A 13,984-nucleotide genomic window follows, 5' to 3' on the forward strand; every position below is an offset into this window, starting at 1 on the left:
TGCTGATATTTGACTATAGTAGTTGTGTGAAGACGCGTGTTTATCGTGATTTACCCTGTATCGTTCTGCCGTTAAGGCAAGGGGCAGGTGTGAAAGTATCGAGCAGGCGCCGTCGTGGGTCTGGTGATAGGGTTTCTTAAGGCAAAAGGTAATAGGGAGAGTAAAAATGGGCATTATTTCCTGGATCATTTTTGGGTTAATCGCCGGTATCTTGGCTAAATGGATCATGCCGGGCAAAGACGGTGGTGGCTTTATCGTGACCGTTATTCTGGGGATTATCGGTGCAGTTGTCGGCGGCTATATCAGTACCTTCTTCGGTATGGGTCGCGTTGATGGCTTTAATCTGGGCAGCTTTGTTGTCGCAGTTATCGGTGCCCTGGTGGTGCTTTTTGTCTACAGAAAGATCAGAAACTAATCAGATGCTGATCAACAGGGTCGCTGCGGCGGCCCTTTTTTCGTTAAATCACAAGGGTCGAGCGGCCTGAGCCGACGGCTGGAAGGAGATTACCATGGGTCTTTTTGATAGCGTATTGGGCAATATTCTCGGCGGTGCCAACGGTGGTAAAGGCATCGATTACGTCGCCATTATGCAATGGGTTGAGCAACAGGGTGGCCTGCAGGCGATTCTGGACAAGTTCCGTCAGGGGCAATTCGGCGATGTAGTCGGTTCATGGCTGGGCAACGGTGAAAACCAGCAGATCAACGGCGATCACGTGCAGCAGGCTCTGGGCAGCGATGCCATCAATCAGCTGGCTGAAAAGCTGGGCGTCGATCCGGCTCAGGCATCCGCCACTATTGCGCAGTTCCTGCCAACGGTCGCTGACGCCGCATCGCCAAATGGCGAAGTGCAGCAGGACAGTAATGAACTGGGCGATATGGTCGGTAAACTGTTCAAATAATGTTTATGCCCCCGGCGCCTGTTCGGGGGCATGGTTTAACGTCATGCCTTCAATGTTCCCCAATGCCGTCAGCAAATACTCGACCCAGGCCCGCACTTTACCGGGAATAAAGCGCGCAGCAGGATAAACCGCATGCAGCGCCATCGGCGGATAACGCCAGGCCGGCAAAACGGGCACCAATGTGCCACTCGCCAATTGCCGACCGATCAACGGCCGCTGTGCGCCGCCAATACCCAGCCCCGACTCAATCGCCGCCAGCAGTGAAAAAGTATTGTTAGCACGGAATACCGGACGCAGCTCCACCATCTCGGGGCCATGCGGGCCGATTAATGTCAGTGCGTCAGCATCGCTCAGGCCGCTATAGCGGATGTGCGGATGAGTTGCCAGCTCTGTCAGGGTTTGCGGTTCACCCTGTGCTGCCAGGTAAGCCGGCGAGGCCACCAGAATGCGCTGTAACTCTCCCAGGCGTCGCGCCACCGTGCCAGGTGAACTCAGTTCGCCAAAGCGGATCGCGACATCGATGCCTTCACCGATCACATCCGCCCGACGATCGTCCAGCAACAGCTCGATGTTCAGTTGCGGATGCTGTTGCTGAAAGGCGATCGCCAGCGGCGTCAGGTGTTGTTGGCCGAAACCTGTTGGTGCATGGATGCGTAACGCCCCCTGCAGCAGCAGATTTTGGCCATGTAGCACTTCTTCCGCTTCACCCACCGCCGCCAGAATCGGTTTGATTTGCCGGTAATAGCTTGCACCGGCATCGGTCAGCGTGACGGCGCGGGTGCTGCGAAACAGCAGTTGTGCGCGCAGTTGTTGCTCCAGGCCGGCGATCTGTTGGCTGACCGCCGGTTGTGTCAGGCCCAGATCGCGAGCGGCGGCCGACAGGCTGCCCAACTCGGCTACCCGAACAAAAGTCTGCATGGCGTTTAGCTTGTCCATCGGCTCTCCATCTATAGATTTTACTTATAAGTGATAGTAATAAACCCCGTCTACCGCAAGTTTAACTAATCAATCACAGTGAAAGTCTCAATAGATACTGAAGCGGAGACACAATATGCATAACGACAAACTGGCACTGGTCGTCGGCGCTAACGGCGTTATTGGCGGCAAGCTGATTGACGAGCTGGAACAACAAGGTTGGCAGGTGATTGGCCTGTCGCGGCGCGGAGGTGTTGACCGGCCGCAGGTGCATTATCTGGCGGTCGATCTGTTGGATGCACAGGCTACGGGTGATGCCTTGCGACCGCTGACCCAGGTCAGCCACATTTTCTACGCGGCCTATCAGGATGCGCCGGACTGGGCGGGGCTGGTGGCGCCAAACCTGGCGATGCTAAGCAATGTAGTGGAGGCGTTGGAACCCGTAGCGCACGGGCTGGAGCACATTAGCCTGATGCAAGGCTATAAGGTGTATGGTGCCCATTTGGGGCCGTTCAAAACCCCGGCGCGTGAGAGTGATGCCGGGCACATGCCGCCGGAGTTCAATCTTGAGCAGCAAAGCTATCTTGAACAGCGCCAGCAGGGGAAAAACTGGCACTGGAGCGCCATTCGCCCCAGCGTCGTCGGCGGCTTCTCGCTTGGCAACCCGATGAATCTGGCGCTGACCCTGGCGGTTTATGCCTCGATCAGCAAGGCGCTGGGGCTGCCACTGCGTTTTCCCGGCAAACCTGGGGCTTACCACAGCCTGCTGGAAATGACCGATGCCGGGTTGCTGGCGCGGGCTACCTTATGGGCGGCGACGGAGCCGGCGGCGGCTAATCAGGCATTTAACATCAATAATGGTGACCTGTTTCGCTGGAGCGAACTGTGGCCGAAAATTGCCGGTTATTTTGATCTGGAAGTGGCACCGCCGTTGCCGATGCCGCTGGAGTCGGTGATGGCGGATAAAAGTGAGCTGTGGCAGGCGTTGGTGCAACAGCATGATTTGGTCGAAACGGATTACCGTGCGGTGGCGAGTTGGCGTTTTGCCGATTTTGTTTTTTCGTGGGATTACGACATGTTTGCCGATGGCAGTAAGGCACGCCGTTTTGGCTTCCATCAATTTGTTGAAACCGAAGCGATGCTGTTCGCGCTGTTTGATGAATTCCGCCGTCGCAAGATAATTCCTTAAGTCGGCTGGCGGGACGGGCGTTTTTTATGGCAATCTTTGGCTGCCGCAAGCAGCGGCAGTCAGGAGGCCGTCACCCCGACAGGCCCGGACCGATGATGAGGAAATAACCGTGACAGGGATAACCGCCATACTGACGCTTTTGCTGGCGCTGGTGACCATTGCGCCACTTTCAAAGCATGCAGCCTGGTGGATCCGGGTGTGGGATTTCCCCCGCCTGCAAATACTGGCGCTCTCGTTGCTGGTGTTATTGCTTAACCTGCTGTTTGTACCGCTGTCGCCCTGGGTGTGGGGCATGATGGCAATGAACCTGGCCTGTGCGGCTTATCAGGCCGCGTGGATTTACCCTTATACCCGGCTGAGCAAACCCCAGGTGCTGGATTTTACCGGCTACCAGAAGAAACCGCGTATCCGCATTTTGGTGTCCAACGTGTTAACGCCCAATCGCCAGGCGGAGAAACTGCTGGCGTTGGTAGCGACCGAACGGCCGGATGTGCTGGTGGCGGTAGAAACCGACGCCTGGTGGGAGCAGCAACTGTCGGCGCTGGAACAGGACTATCCTCACAGCTTGAAGTGCCCGCTGGATAACCTGTACGGCATGCATGTCTATTCGCGGCTGAAACTCAGCGATGCGCAAATACAATACCTGGTGGATGAGCAGATCCCATCAATGCACATGATGGTGCATTTACCGCAAGGGCAGCAGGTGCGCCTGCACTGTGTACACCCGATGCCGCCGAGCCCGACCGAGAATGAAGAGTCGGAAGATCGCGATGCCGAACTGGTGATGGTGGGCAAAAGCGCAGCCAAATCGGCGTTACCGGTGATTGTGACCGGCGATTTGAACGATGTGGCCTGGTCGACCACCACCCGGCTGTTCCTGAAAGTCAGCGGCCTGTTGGATCCGCGCCGTGGGCGTGGCATGTTCAGTACTTTCCATGCAGGTTATCCGTTCCTGCGTTGGCCGCTGGACCACGTGTTTCACAGCGATCATTTTGTGCTTGGCTCATTGCGCCGCTTAACCAGCGTTGGCTCGGATCACTTCCCGATCATGGTGGAACTGGTGTATTCGCCGAAGCAGGGGGCACAGCAGGAAAGCCTGGAGAAAGACAGCGAAGACGAAGCGCTGGCGCAAGAAAAATTAGCCAATACCGACTCCATGCCGGAGGAGGTACACACCCCAGGCAGTTGAAAAACGCCCCCGCAGCAATCGCGGCGGGGGCGTGTGACCTAGAGTGTCAGCATGATTTTACCGATATGCTGACTGGACTCCATCAGCGTATGGGCTTCGGCGGCCTGTTCCAACGGGAAGGTTTTGAAAATCTGCGGTTTTAATGCACCGCGCTCCAGCAGCGGCCACACCTTCTGGTGTAAATCAGCGGCAATTTGCGCTTTATCTTCCACGCTGCGTGCACGCAAGGTCGAGCCGGTATGGGTCAGGCGCTTGATCAACAGCGGCATCAGGTTCAGTTCTTTCACCACGCCGTTCTGGGTGCCGATTTGCACAATGCGGCCGTCCATCGCCGCCGCCTGATAGTTCTTCGCCACGTAGTCACCGGCAATCAGATCGACAATCACGTCGGCTCCCTTGCCGTTAGTCGCGCGCTGGGTCTGCTCAACAAAATCTTCGCTGCGGTAGTTAATCGCCACATCGGCACCCAATGCCAAACTGGCCTGGCGTTTTTCTTCGGAGCCGACGGTGGTGATCACCCGAGCGCAAAAGGCTTTCGCCAGCAGGGTGGCGACAGTGCCGATACCGGAGGTGCCGCCGTGGATCAACACGGTTTCACCGGCCTTTAGGCGTCCGCGTTGGAACACGTTAACCCAAACGGTAAAGAAGGTTTCCGGGATCGCCGCCGCTTCAATCAGGCTAAAGCCCTCGGGTACCGGCAGCGCATTGCTCTCATGTACTTTGCAGTATTCTGCGTAGCCGCCGCCGGCAATCAGGGCGCAAACAGCGTCGCCGATGGCGTAATTTTGTACCCCAATACCGGTAGCAACTACGGTACCGGCGATCTCCAGACCAGGAATATCCGATGCGCCTGCGGGCGGTGCGTATTGGCCGCGGCGTTGCATCATATCAGGGCGGTTAACTCCGGCGGCAGCGACCTTCACCAGTATTTCTCCCTGTTGCAGGGTTGGCAGCGGTCTTTGGCTGCTAATCAGAACCTCTGGTTCGCCAGGCTGGCTGATTTCGACGACTTTCATGGTGCTGGGCAGCGCTGGGTTGGCTGACATGGTGATTCTCCTCAGTTGGCGTTCAGGCGCAGTAACCAGTGTAGGTAACCGCCTGCTGTAATTCATGTTTTATCTTACATAAATGCCGAAGGGAGAATGTGGATCATAGGGCGGTCACAAGGGGAAAGTTGGGGTGCCGCCGCAGAGGCGGCATGGGATTAGTCATTGGGCGGGATGCGAAAACCTTTTAGCGAGACGATAAAATGTTCTTTCCCTTTGGAGATTTTGGCACCTCGATCACACCACAGGCTGGCGAGCTGGAAAAAGTCGTCGCTGTCGATGTCATAGGCCAGTTCGATTTTTTTTGCCGTGCCGTAGCGGATCAGCTTTTCGGCTTCCTGGTGATTGGTTGCTCTAATGGTGGTCATAACGAAATCCTTGGTATTGAGCCAGTGCGGATAATCGCCGACCATGATATGGCTATATTGTGACAATTTTGTGATAAAAAAATGACAGGGTGTGGTTCTGTGGTCAGGGGCAGGATGTTAATACCATACCCCTGTACGCTTGCATTAACGATCGTGCGGACGCAGTAGGGTGCTTTTCTTCTGTGATTTGAAGTGCTTATACAGCGCGAACCCTGCGATACTGGCTAATACGGCCAGCAAAAATAAGTATTCAGTCGCCATCTGACAACCCTCCGATAAAGCATGGCTAAGGAGGGGTTATTTGTGACAGCTATCACGTTACGCAGCAATGAGACCATTCTGTAAGTCGGCAGGTTATTGATATCCAGGCATAAAAAAAGCGCCTATAGGGAGGCGCATAAAATATTGCAACACAGCTTGTTGTGTTCAGCACCAGGAGGAGTGGTGAACAGAGTTTCATTGTATGAACACTGTGCTGCGGCCGATATAGGGATAACTCTTAAAGCCGCGTTACCACTGATAACCCATGCTCACATTATAATCAGGTTCCTGATCGGTGGAGTAGGGATCAGACTGACGACGGCGATCGGTTTTTTTCACCGGGCCGTTATTCGGACCGTAATTAAGCGATGAGTACGGCTTGGCGCGCGGGCGACTGCAACCGGGGTGATCACATTCCATATCAACGCGAAAACCGGTTTTGTCTTCTGTTTCCGACCACACCACCGGTGGCTTGGCCGATTTTTTTTCTGGGCCAAGGGCGGTTTGCGGTGCGGGTGCCGGTTTGATACTGGGGTCCGGTGCGGTATAGGACAGGTCCAGCGCCTGGGCGGGGGCGCTCAGTATCAACAGAGCAGTGCAGCAGGATGCTGCCAGCGTATGCCATCTCAGCATGGTCAATCTCCCTTTATAGTTACGCTGCGTAACTATAAAACAGCCAGACGAGAATTACTATCATTTGTGGCTGGTAATTAATAACAATATGAAGCATTGGCGGCACTCTTGTTCAGGTCTACTCTATGAATAACTTCTCTTTATAAGATATCGGGCTATGACCACTGACACTGCGGCGTTGAGCTTACGCCAGCGCAGTTATCAATTGTTGTTCGACAATCACTCCCGTCGCGGCCGCAGGATGGAGGCTTTTTGGGTCATTACCGCCTTACTCAGCGTGATACTGCTGTTTCTCGAGCCGGGCGGCAGCGCATTGTTCTCGCCTGGTCGCGAGGCTGTTTATCTTTTCCTCTGGGCCGAGGTGATTTTTACCGTCATTTTCACGCTTGAATACTTGCTACGGCTGTGGTGTACGCCTGCCGATCAACATTACGCCTTGAGCTTTTTCGGTGTGATTGATTTGCTGACGGTGTTGCCGCTGTACATCATCTGGCTGTATCCGCATATGACGGTGGAATTCGTGATGCTGCTGCGCGTTGTGCGGGTATTGCGGGTGCTACGGGTGCTGAAACTGCTGCGTTATATGAGTGAGATGGGCATGATCTGGCGCAGTATCAAGCTGGCACGCCACAAATTGGCGATGTTTTTTGGTTTTGTCGCCGTAGTGCTGTGCGTCTTTGGCGGTTTGATGTATGCGATTGAGGGGGGGAATGGCGGCTTTACCAGCCTGGCGGCCTCCGTCTATTGGGCGGTAGTGACGCTGACCACCGTGGGATACGGTGATATTGTTCCCCATACGCCGTTGGGGCGGTTACTGACTTCGGTACTTATTCTGCTGGGCTATTCAATTATCGCGGTACCGACCGGCATTCTGACGGCCTACATGTCGCAGGAGCTACAACGTAACCGTGAAAGGCGTAATTGTGAGCAATGTCAAAGAGGTGGCCACGAGACAGAGGCCATATTTTGTAAATATTGTGGCAGTGCCTTACCCCCGCTATCCGGTAAATACAGTCACAAATGACGATAAATTAAGCAATGCGGGTGAAATCCTGTGCGTTTGGCCTCGTTTCCACGGAGGGGATTATAAAAAGAGTTGCTATTAAAGTCCCATCGTGAGTTAATGCTTCTCGGCCTGTGGTACAGACCTATTTATGCACGACATTTTGAGTAAAGTAGTTCAAATTTAAAGCGTTATCCTAGATAGCTCTTCACTGACGAATTTCCTTTCTAGTGCCTCCATAAGTAACTGATGACCGGCTATTTCTTGCCCATGGTGGCGTAAATTTAATATTGTAGGAATTAAACATGTCTAACATGATCAAAGGTCAAGTGAAGTGGTTCAACGAGTCTAAAGGTTTCGGTTTCATCACTCCAGCAGACGGCAGCAAAGATGTGTTCGTACACTTCTCTGCTATCCAGGATCAAGGCTTCAAGACCCTGGCTGAAGGCCAGAACGTACAGTTCTCTATCGAGAACGGTGCTAAAGGTCCGTCAGCGGCTAACGTTACCGCTATCTAATCGGCCTCTCGCTGATTAATAAAAACCCGCCAAGGCGGGTTTTTTTGTGCCTGTTATTTGTCGAAGGCGAAAAAAAGCCCGCAAGTCTGCGGGCAAAAGTTCCTTGTTACTTCTTCATTTGTAGGTACTTCTCTGGGGGGAAGCACCAGAGAACAGACTATCCGTTGCGTGCTTAAGATTCTGCGGACAAAACGTTAAGAAAGTGAAAAAACCACGGCCCAGATGGCCTGCTACGCTTGTAGAAAGGTGTAAGCAGGTGAGCTGCGGATTTACTGCAGTGTACGGTATTTTTCTCACTTCATTTTGTAATACACTGACATCAATGATAAATGATGGGGTAGGGCATGAAAGCTAACGATCTGGTAACGGTAAAAACTGATGGTGAACAACGGCGTGAGGGGGTGATCCTGGCGGTAGAAGAGTTTAACGAAGGGGTAATGTATCTGGTCTCTTTGCCTGACTATCCTGCCGGTGTCTGGTTCTTTAACGAGATAGACAGTCGTGACGGCACCTTTGTTGAACTGCGACAGGCCGCTTCTCAGGCTCCAGGCTCCAAATAACCAGGTTTGTTAATTTGATTTGCAAGATTTACGGTGGGTGATTATTTTACAGCGCTAGGAATAATCGGTTTTTTGCTGCGGGAATACCCGCCGCGGCCGAAATTTCGTCGCGAGCAGGTATTTAGGTTATTTAAATGCGTGGCTTCCAGCACTCTGTGCTGAACAACATTTAAAACCAACGTTTGGCAGAGTACACAACAACGCTTTTGACCTAGCGGCTATTGACAAATATTCCGCTGGTTAACGTGTCGGTTAAACGAACAACATGGTAAATAATCTGTTTGTTGTGCGTTTTAATTTTTCTTTTGATATTACCCTTGTGGGAAGAGACAGTTTTGGCTTTAATTTGCATCTGGTCGGATATCTGGATGGTACCCTGACCCGACATCCACATGCGTAACATGTTCGATTCAGTTTGGCTGAGCGTAACCGGAGTCTGATCAAATGAGGTTTTTTCAGTGCGAGGCGCTTTTCTTTCCAGATAGTGACTAAGTAGTTGATTCATAGTCTCTGGTTTGATCGATTTTGACGAGATGATGACATTTTTACGAACATATAAATAATCGTCAAAATGTACGTTGGTGATGGCCATAAAGATGAAGAATAAGGTGTCAGGGTGCAGTGATATCACCCCTTTTATACGTTCCGTCGCGTTCGCTTCGTGTATAAAACAGTCTTCATTAATAAATACCAGGCTAGGCTTCAACTTGCTGCATTTCTCATGCAGATCGTCGATATCACCAATAGCATTAATCTGGCGTTTTTTTACTCCGTGCGTTGTCAGGTAGTCTGTCAAACCCAATCTGGTATAGCTGCATGAATCCATAATGATCGTTGGCATATCTCACCCCCCACTTAAATCCGTTTTACCGCGGTAACAAAAAAGAAAAAGCCTGAAGCCTAAAAGGCAAAAAAGAACAAAAAGAGTCACATCCAGGAATGTTCTATCAATAAATACGGTAGTACTCAACGATATTTTCTTTCTAAACTAATTAACATCATGAACCTATAAGTTTAGCTTAAGTCAGAATAATCTGCTGGCGTAAGGATTATGGGGCAGTAACGCCAATTTGTGCTTGAGCCGCGCGCTCGCTGGTATTTTTATCATTGAATCTGCCCATCATGTCACGAAACGAAATTTTAGATTGCTAGGAAAATTCTTAAAAAAAATTCATGTGTTGTTTTTTTAACATTTCTTAGCCTATTTATTCAGCAGGATAAATGCCGCCAGGTTTTAATGGTTTTATTTTTGATAATACTATCATGATGTTATATTGATTTTATGGGTTTTCGATAATGATAATTCTTCCGTTCTTTATCACTTGCGACAACCAATAGTCACACAAGGTTAACATTCCTTGATCTTTTTGTTACGAAAATTGGCGTTATAACAAAGGGTTGATGTGATTATTCGTGCTGTTACGACAAATGTGATAAATGTCAGCGAGTGATTAATTGGTTTTTCTGAACTATTTAGGCAGCATCCCAGGGTACCAATATCCATTGATCGGCAGGGGGTTACTGCTGCCGTAGAATAATCACCGGCAGCAATCAATAGCGTGGGGGTTACCTTGACTTGTCCTATCAGCCAGTTTCTGTCAGACAGTGACGTATCGATTCCAACGCCAGATGGATATCGCTTTCCTCGGTCATCCAATTGACCAACGCAGCACGGATCCCCGGTTGTCCGTTATAACGGGTAGGGGTACAGCGCACTACGCCGTGCCGATCGAGACGGGCTATGAAGCGATCGCGTGCAGCAGTAGCATCGCCTTCGGCATTTTTGAGCGCAAAGCACACTACGTTCAAATTGACTGGTGCCAGCAGGTGGAAACCCGCGCTGCTCGTCAGCTCTGCACCCAGCAACTGCGCCAGTCGAACATTGCGTTCAACCATATCTTGCATACCGCTGCGGCCATAAGCTTTCAGCGCCATCCACAACGGCAGAGCGCGAAAACGCCGCGAGTTTTCCGGAGTCAGGTGCAGGTAGTTGTCTGGCCGCTGCGTCGGCGCTTCCAGATAAGCCGAATGGTTCTGGAAGACCTGCATTTGCAATGCCAGATGGCGGCTAAATTGGATCGCGCTGTCGTAGGGCACGTTCAACCATTTATGCGCATCAACGGTAATGGAGTCAGCCTGCTCCCAACCGGCTAAGCGTGGCGCATAGTGCGGTGAGCAGGCCGCCACGCCGCCAAAGGCCGCATCAACGTGTAACCAGAACGGGTAGCGCTCGCGCAGCGCCAGCAGCTGCGGCAGGTCGTCGAAGACCACGGTATTCACCGTTCCGGCGCTGGCCAGCACCATCGTCGGTACACCGACGTTGGCGGCCAGATGCCGTTCCAACGCAGCAGGGTCGATAGCTTCGGAGTTCGGCAGGCTGTCGATAATTTTCAACGCGTCGCGACCCAGGCCGAGCATGCTGAGTGCTTTTTCGCTGCTGGAGTGCGCATTCGCTGACAAAACCTGTATGGATCCTAAGGCTGCCAGCCCCTGTTTCGCGACATTAATGCCGCGCTGCTGCCCCAGCCACTGGCGGCCGGTGGCCATGCCGACAAAGTTGGCCATGGTTGCCCCGCTAACAAAACTACCGTTGAATGCCTCCGGCAGACCCAACAAGTCTTTTAGCTGCACAATGGTCGCCAGTTCAATTGCCGCGGCCACGGTATCGTGGCTCAGCTGACTGTTCTGGTCTATAGCGCTAACCAGCCAGTCTGCTGCCAATGCGGCAGGGGTCGAGCCGCCGGTAACAAAGCCAAAATAACGTGGCCCGGCGCTGGCAGAAAGACCCTCGGCATAACGCAGCCAGAAATCGTCCAGTGCCGCCAGTGCGCCATCACCGCCGTTTGCCAGTAAATTGTCACCCGGCTGTAGCTGCTGAGCGGCCAGAGGAGGGCAAACGGGGCGCTGTTGCAAGCCCGTCAGGAAGCCTTCGGCCAACTGCCGGGTGCGGTCGAGTATCTGTGGAAATTGCTCAAGGTCCTGCTGTAAACGTGGGTGCATCGCTGACTCCAGATGTAAGGGGCATGTGCGACAGCCTAGAACATTTGCTTTGTGGCGAAAATCGATGAAAAATAGCCTTTTTGGATAGTATGGCTAACCAATGTTAAATGACGCGATCCCACTGCACATTCTGCCGACCTTTGTGATTGCCGCCCGGTTAGAGAATTTGCGCGCTACTGCCCTGCAAGTACATCTTACCCATGGTGCCGTCAGCCAGCAGATCCAACAGCTCGAACGGGCAATCGGCTGCCCGCTGTTTGAACGGCAGGGGCGCGGGCTGCGCCTGAATACCGCCGGGCGTGAGCTGTTGGCCGTTGCCGAACCGGCGCTGCAGGCATTGCAACAGGGCGTCAGTCGGGTCAGGAGGATTGCGCAAAGTCAGGCTCTGCGTATCAGCGTGCTGCCCTCTTTCGCGCATTACTGGTTAATGCCGCGTCTGCCATCTTTTCATACGGCCTGTGCCGATATTGCGCTGGATATCGACGCCTCGCTGGTGGTGCAGGATCTGGTGCGCAAAGGGTTTGATGCGGCCATTCGCCTCGGCAATGGTCAATGGGCAGAGATGCAGGCACAGTGGATTGCCTCCGGAGAGGTGGTGCCGGTGGCTACGCCGGCGCTGGCCGAGCGGTGGCAGGCAGCATTTGACCGCGGTGCGTCAGGCATACCCCTGCTGGAACATGATGTTACGCCGTGGCGTAGCTGGTTCACTGCGCATCAGCAGGTGGAGTCCGGCCGCCCCTTGGCATTATTCAATGATGCGGGATTGTTGATCCGCGCGGCTGAGCAAGGGTTTGGCATCGCGCTGGTGAAAAAACTGCTGGTGAGTGATGCGCTGGCAGAGGGCCGGTTGACCGCACTTGCACCGGCACGACATCTTGATCAGATAGACTTTTATCTGGTTTGGCCGCAGACCGCCGGGTTGACGCCGGCGGTCGAAGCATTATTGCACTGGCTGCAGCGGCAATTGGCCTGAGTTTAGCGGCGTAGCCATTGCGGCTGCGAACTGCCAAGGGTCGTCGCAGGCAATGCCCAGAGCAGCGCTGTGCCGTTCAACTGTAGCGGCGCGATAAGGCGTAGTGCCGCGCCCCAATGAGTCAGCTCGGTTTCCGGGTTTTCATCCGCAGCGGTGGCTGCAGCCAGCGGCGTTAACGGATGCTGTTGCGGGTAAGGATGTTCAAACAGCAGTTGTGCCGTCCGTGCCAGGGATAGTCGGGCGCTGAAGCCGGTACCCTGTAGCAGGCGTTGACGCATGCCGTGCAACACCGCCGTCGCCATCAGGTAGCCGGTTGCGTGATCGAGAGCCTGTACCGGCAGGGGAACAGGCATGGCGGCGTTTTTCCATTGCAAGCCGGATTCCGCCAGCCCACAGCTCATTTGCACCAGGCTGTCGAAACCGCGTCGTCCTCGCCACGGGCCACTCCAGCCATAGGCGTTGAGGCAAACGTCGATCAATCCCGGCGATAGTGTGCGGCGTTGTTCTGCACCATACCCCAGTTTTTCCAGCGCCCCGGCGCGATAACCATGAACCAGAACGTCGGCGTTTTTCAGTAAATGCTCGAAGGTGTGGCGATCGTGGGGGTTTTTCAGGTTCAGGCGTGCGCAGCGCTTACCGAGGATCACTTCATGTTCGACGCCTGGCTCATCCCAACCGTAGGGATCGATGCGTAATACGTCGGCGCCCAGACCGGCAAGAAAACGGGTGGCGACCGGCCCGGCGATAATCCGCGTCAAATCCAGCACCCGCACGCCGTGCAGTGGCCTGGCGGCAGGCAACGCCCAGCCGGGAGGCGGAGCTTCTGCTTGCTGACGTTGATGGCAAATTGGCTCCTGTGCAACGCTCTTGCCCTGAATATGTTGCCGCCACGCCTCGATCGAGCGCATTTCAGCTGCGCAGCCGCCGGCCTCGATCACTGCCAGCTCCAGCTCACCTTTTTTCCACGTCAGTACCTGTTGTGCTAGTGCGTTTTTATCCTGATGCGGGCCCAGCACTTGTTCTACGGCTTTGCGGTGATGAGGGGCATTGGTATGCAGGCGGATCCAGCCATCACTGGTGGCATAGTCACCCGCCAGCGCGTCCCAGGCGGCCGGCAATGACCAGCCCAGCGGCCGTAAGGTCCAGCCGAACCACAACGATGCCAGCCGGCTGTCGACAAACACCTGCGGTTCCCCGCCCTGATTTTGTTGCAGCAGTTGGGCGCAGGCCAGCCCGGCGGCCCCCAGGCTGGCGGTTGCCAGCTCGCTGACTGGGAATGCGCTGTTCAGGCTGCCTTGACCGCTGACCGTCAGCGGAATTGCTGGCGCGTTGTCGCTGTGGCTGAAACTTTGCCCGATCTCTGCGAGCAGTGTTTGAGTAAGGGTATCCATCATCAACTCCAGGTTGCCGATCGGGGGACTGTGCCTAGC

At 53.9% G+C, this 13,984-nt stretch carries 15 protein-coding genes; 8 read left to right on the forward strand and 7 right to left on the reverse strand.

Annotated features, from left to right (window positions below):
* The first annotated feature begins 166 nt into the window (after positions 1-166).
* On the forward strand, positions 167-415 hold the full coding sequence (locus OCH02_RS02375) for a GlsB/YeaQ/YmgE family stress response membrane protein (protein ID WP_017893301.1): 249 nt from the start codon (positions 167-169) through the stop codon (positions 413-415).
* Between the two features lie 94 nt (positions 416-509).
* Entirely contained in the window at positions 510-899 is a 390-nt protein-coding gene (locus OCH02_RS02380) for a YidB family protein (protein ID WP_115184359.1), read from the forward strand.
* 3 nt (positions 900-902) lie between these two features.
* Here OCH02_RS02380 and OCH02_RS02385 read toward each other — a convergent pair whose 3' ends face one another.
* Entirely contained in the window at positions 903-1,835 is a 933-nt protein-coding gene (locus OCH02_RS02385) for a LysR family transcriptional regulator (RefSeq protein WP_261429624.1), read from the reverse strand.
* 115 nt (positions 1,836-1,950) lie between these two features.
* On the opposite strand from OCH02_RS02385, the gene OCH02_RS02390 reads away from it, so the two are divergent.
* Both OCH02_RS02390 and OCH02_RS02395 read left to right on the forward strand, forming a co-directional pair.
* Positions 1,951-3,003, forward strand: coding sequence for an SDR family oxidoreductase (locus tag OCH02_RS02390; protein ID WP_261429625.1), 1,053 nt, complete (start codon positions 1,951-1,953; stop codon positions 3,001-3,003).
* Positions 3,004-3,112: 109 nt separating this feature from the next.
* Positions 3,113-4,192: an endonuclease/exonuclease/phosphatase family protein gene (locus OCH02_RS02395; RefSeq protein ID WP_261429626.1), complete on the forward strand. Its 1,080-nt coding sequence runs from the start codon at positions 3,113-3,115 to the stop codon at positions 4,190-4,192.
* A gap of 38 nt (positions 4,193-4,230) precedes the next feature.
* Here the strand turns inward: OCH02_RS02395 and OCH02_RS02400 are convergent, their stop codons facing one another.
* From OCH02_RS02400 to OCH02_RS02410, 3 genes are all read right to left on the reverse strand, one after another.
* Positions 4,231-5,238, reverse strand: coding sequence for an NAD(P)H-quinone oxidoreductase (locus OCH02_RS02400; protein WP_261429627.1), 1,008 nt, complete (start codon positions 5,236-5,238; stop codon positions 4,231-4,233).
* A gap of 158 nt (positions 5,239-5,396) precedes the next feature.
* Positions 5,397-5,606 (reverse strand): hypothetical protein, encoded by a 210-nt coding sequence (locus OCH02_RS02405; RefSeq protein ID WP_012145776.1) that lies wholly within the window; start codon positions 5,604-5,606, stop codon positions 5,397-5,399.
* A 510-nt stretch (positions 5,607-6,116) separates the two neighbouring features.
* Positions 6,117-6,500, reverse strand: a complete 384-nt coding sequence (locus tag OCH02_RS02410; protein ID WP_261429630.1) for a hypothetical protein — start codon at positions 6,498-6,500, stop codon at positions 6,117-6,119.
* A 157-nt stretch (positions 6,501-6,657) separates the two neighbouring features.
* Here OCH02_RS02410 and OCH02_RS02415 point away from each other — a divergent pair, with 157 nt between their 5' ends.
* From OCH02_RS02415 to dsrB, 3 genes are all read left to right on the forward strand, one after another.
* Positions 6,658-7,524 (forward strand): ion transporter, encoded by an 867-nt coding sequence (locus tag OCH02_RS02415; RefSeq protein ID WP_261429633.1) that lies wholly within the window; start codon positions 6,658-6,660, stop codon positions 7,522-7,524.
* Between the two features lie 284 nt (positions 7,525-7,808).
* Entirely contained in the window at positions 7,809-8,021 is a 213-nt protein-coding gene (gene cspE / locus OCH02_RS02420) for a transcription antiterminator/RNA stability regulator CspE (protein WP_004946278.1), read from the forward strand.
* A gap of 344 nt (positions 8,022-8,365) precedes the next feature.
* Positions 8,366-8,581 carry a protein DsrB gene (gene dsrB / locus OCH02_RS02425; protein WP_261419480.1) on the forward strand — a complete coding sequence of 72 codons (216 nt, stop codon included), beginning with the start codon at positions 8,366-8,368 and terminating at the stop codon, positions 8,579-8,581.
* Between the two features lie 211 nt (positions 8,582-8,792).
* Here the strand turns inward: dsrB and rcsA are convergent, their stop codons facing one another.
* Both rcsA and OCH02_RS02435 read right to left on the reverse strand, forming a co-directional pair.
* Positions 8,793-9,422, reverse strand: a complete 630-nt coding sequence (rcsA, locus tag OCH02_RS02430) for a transcriptional regulator RcsA (protein ID WP_012145772.1) — start codon at positions 9,420-9,422, stop codon at positions 8,793-8,795.
* Between the two features lie 743 nt (positions 9,423-10,165).
* On the reverse strand, positions 10,166-11,581 hold the full coding sequence (locus OCH02_RS02435; RefSeq protein WP_261429635.1) for a pyridoxal phosphate-dependent decarboxylase family protein: 1,416 nt from the start codon (positions 11,579-11,581) through the stop codon (positions 10,166-10,168).
* Between the two features lie 100 nt (positions 11,582-11,681).
* On the opposite strand from OCH02_RS02435, the gene OCH02_RS02440 reads away from it, so the two are divergent.
* On the forward strand, positions 11,682-12,554 hold the full coding sequence (locus tag OCH02_RS02440; RefSeq protein ID WP_261429638.1) for a LysR substrate-binding domain-containing protein: 873 nt from the start codon (positions 11,682-11,684) through the stop codon (positions 12,552-12,554).
* 2 nt (positions 12,555-12,556) lie between these two features.
* On the opposite strand, the gene OCH02_RS02445 is transcribed toward OCH02_RS02440, so the two are convergent.
* A complete protein-coding gene (locus tag OCH02_RS02445) occupies positions 12,557-13,945 on the reverse strand; it encodes a CoA transferase (protein ID WP_261429640.1) in 1,389 nt (462 codons plus the stop codon).
* Positions 13,946-13,984: the final 39 nt, after the last annotated feature.

This window comes from Serratia quinivorans (assembly GCF_946227985.1).
GTDB lineage: Bacteria > Pseudomonadota > Gammaproteobacteria > Enterobacterales > Enterobacteriaceae > Serratia > Serratia quinivorans_A.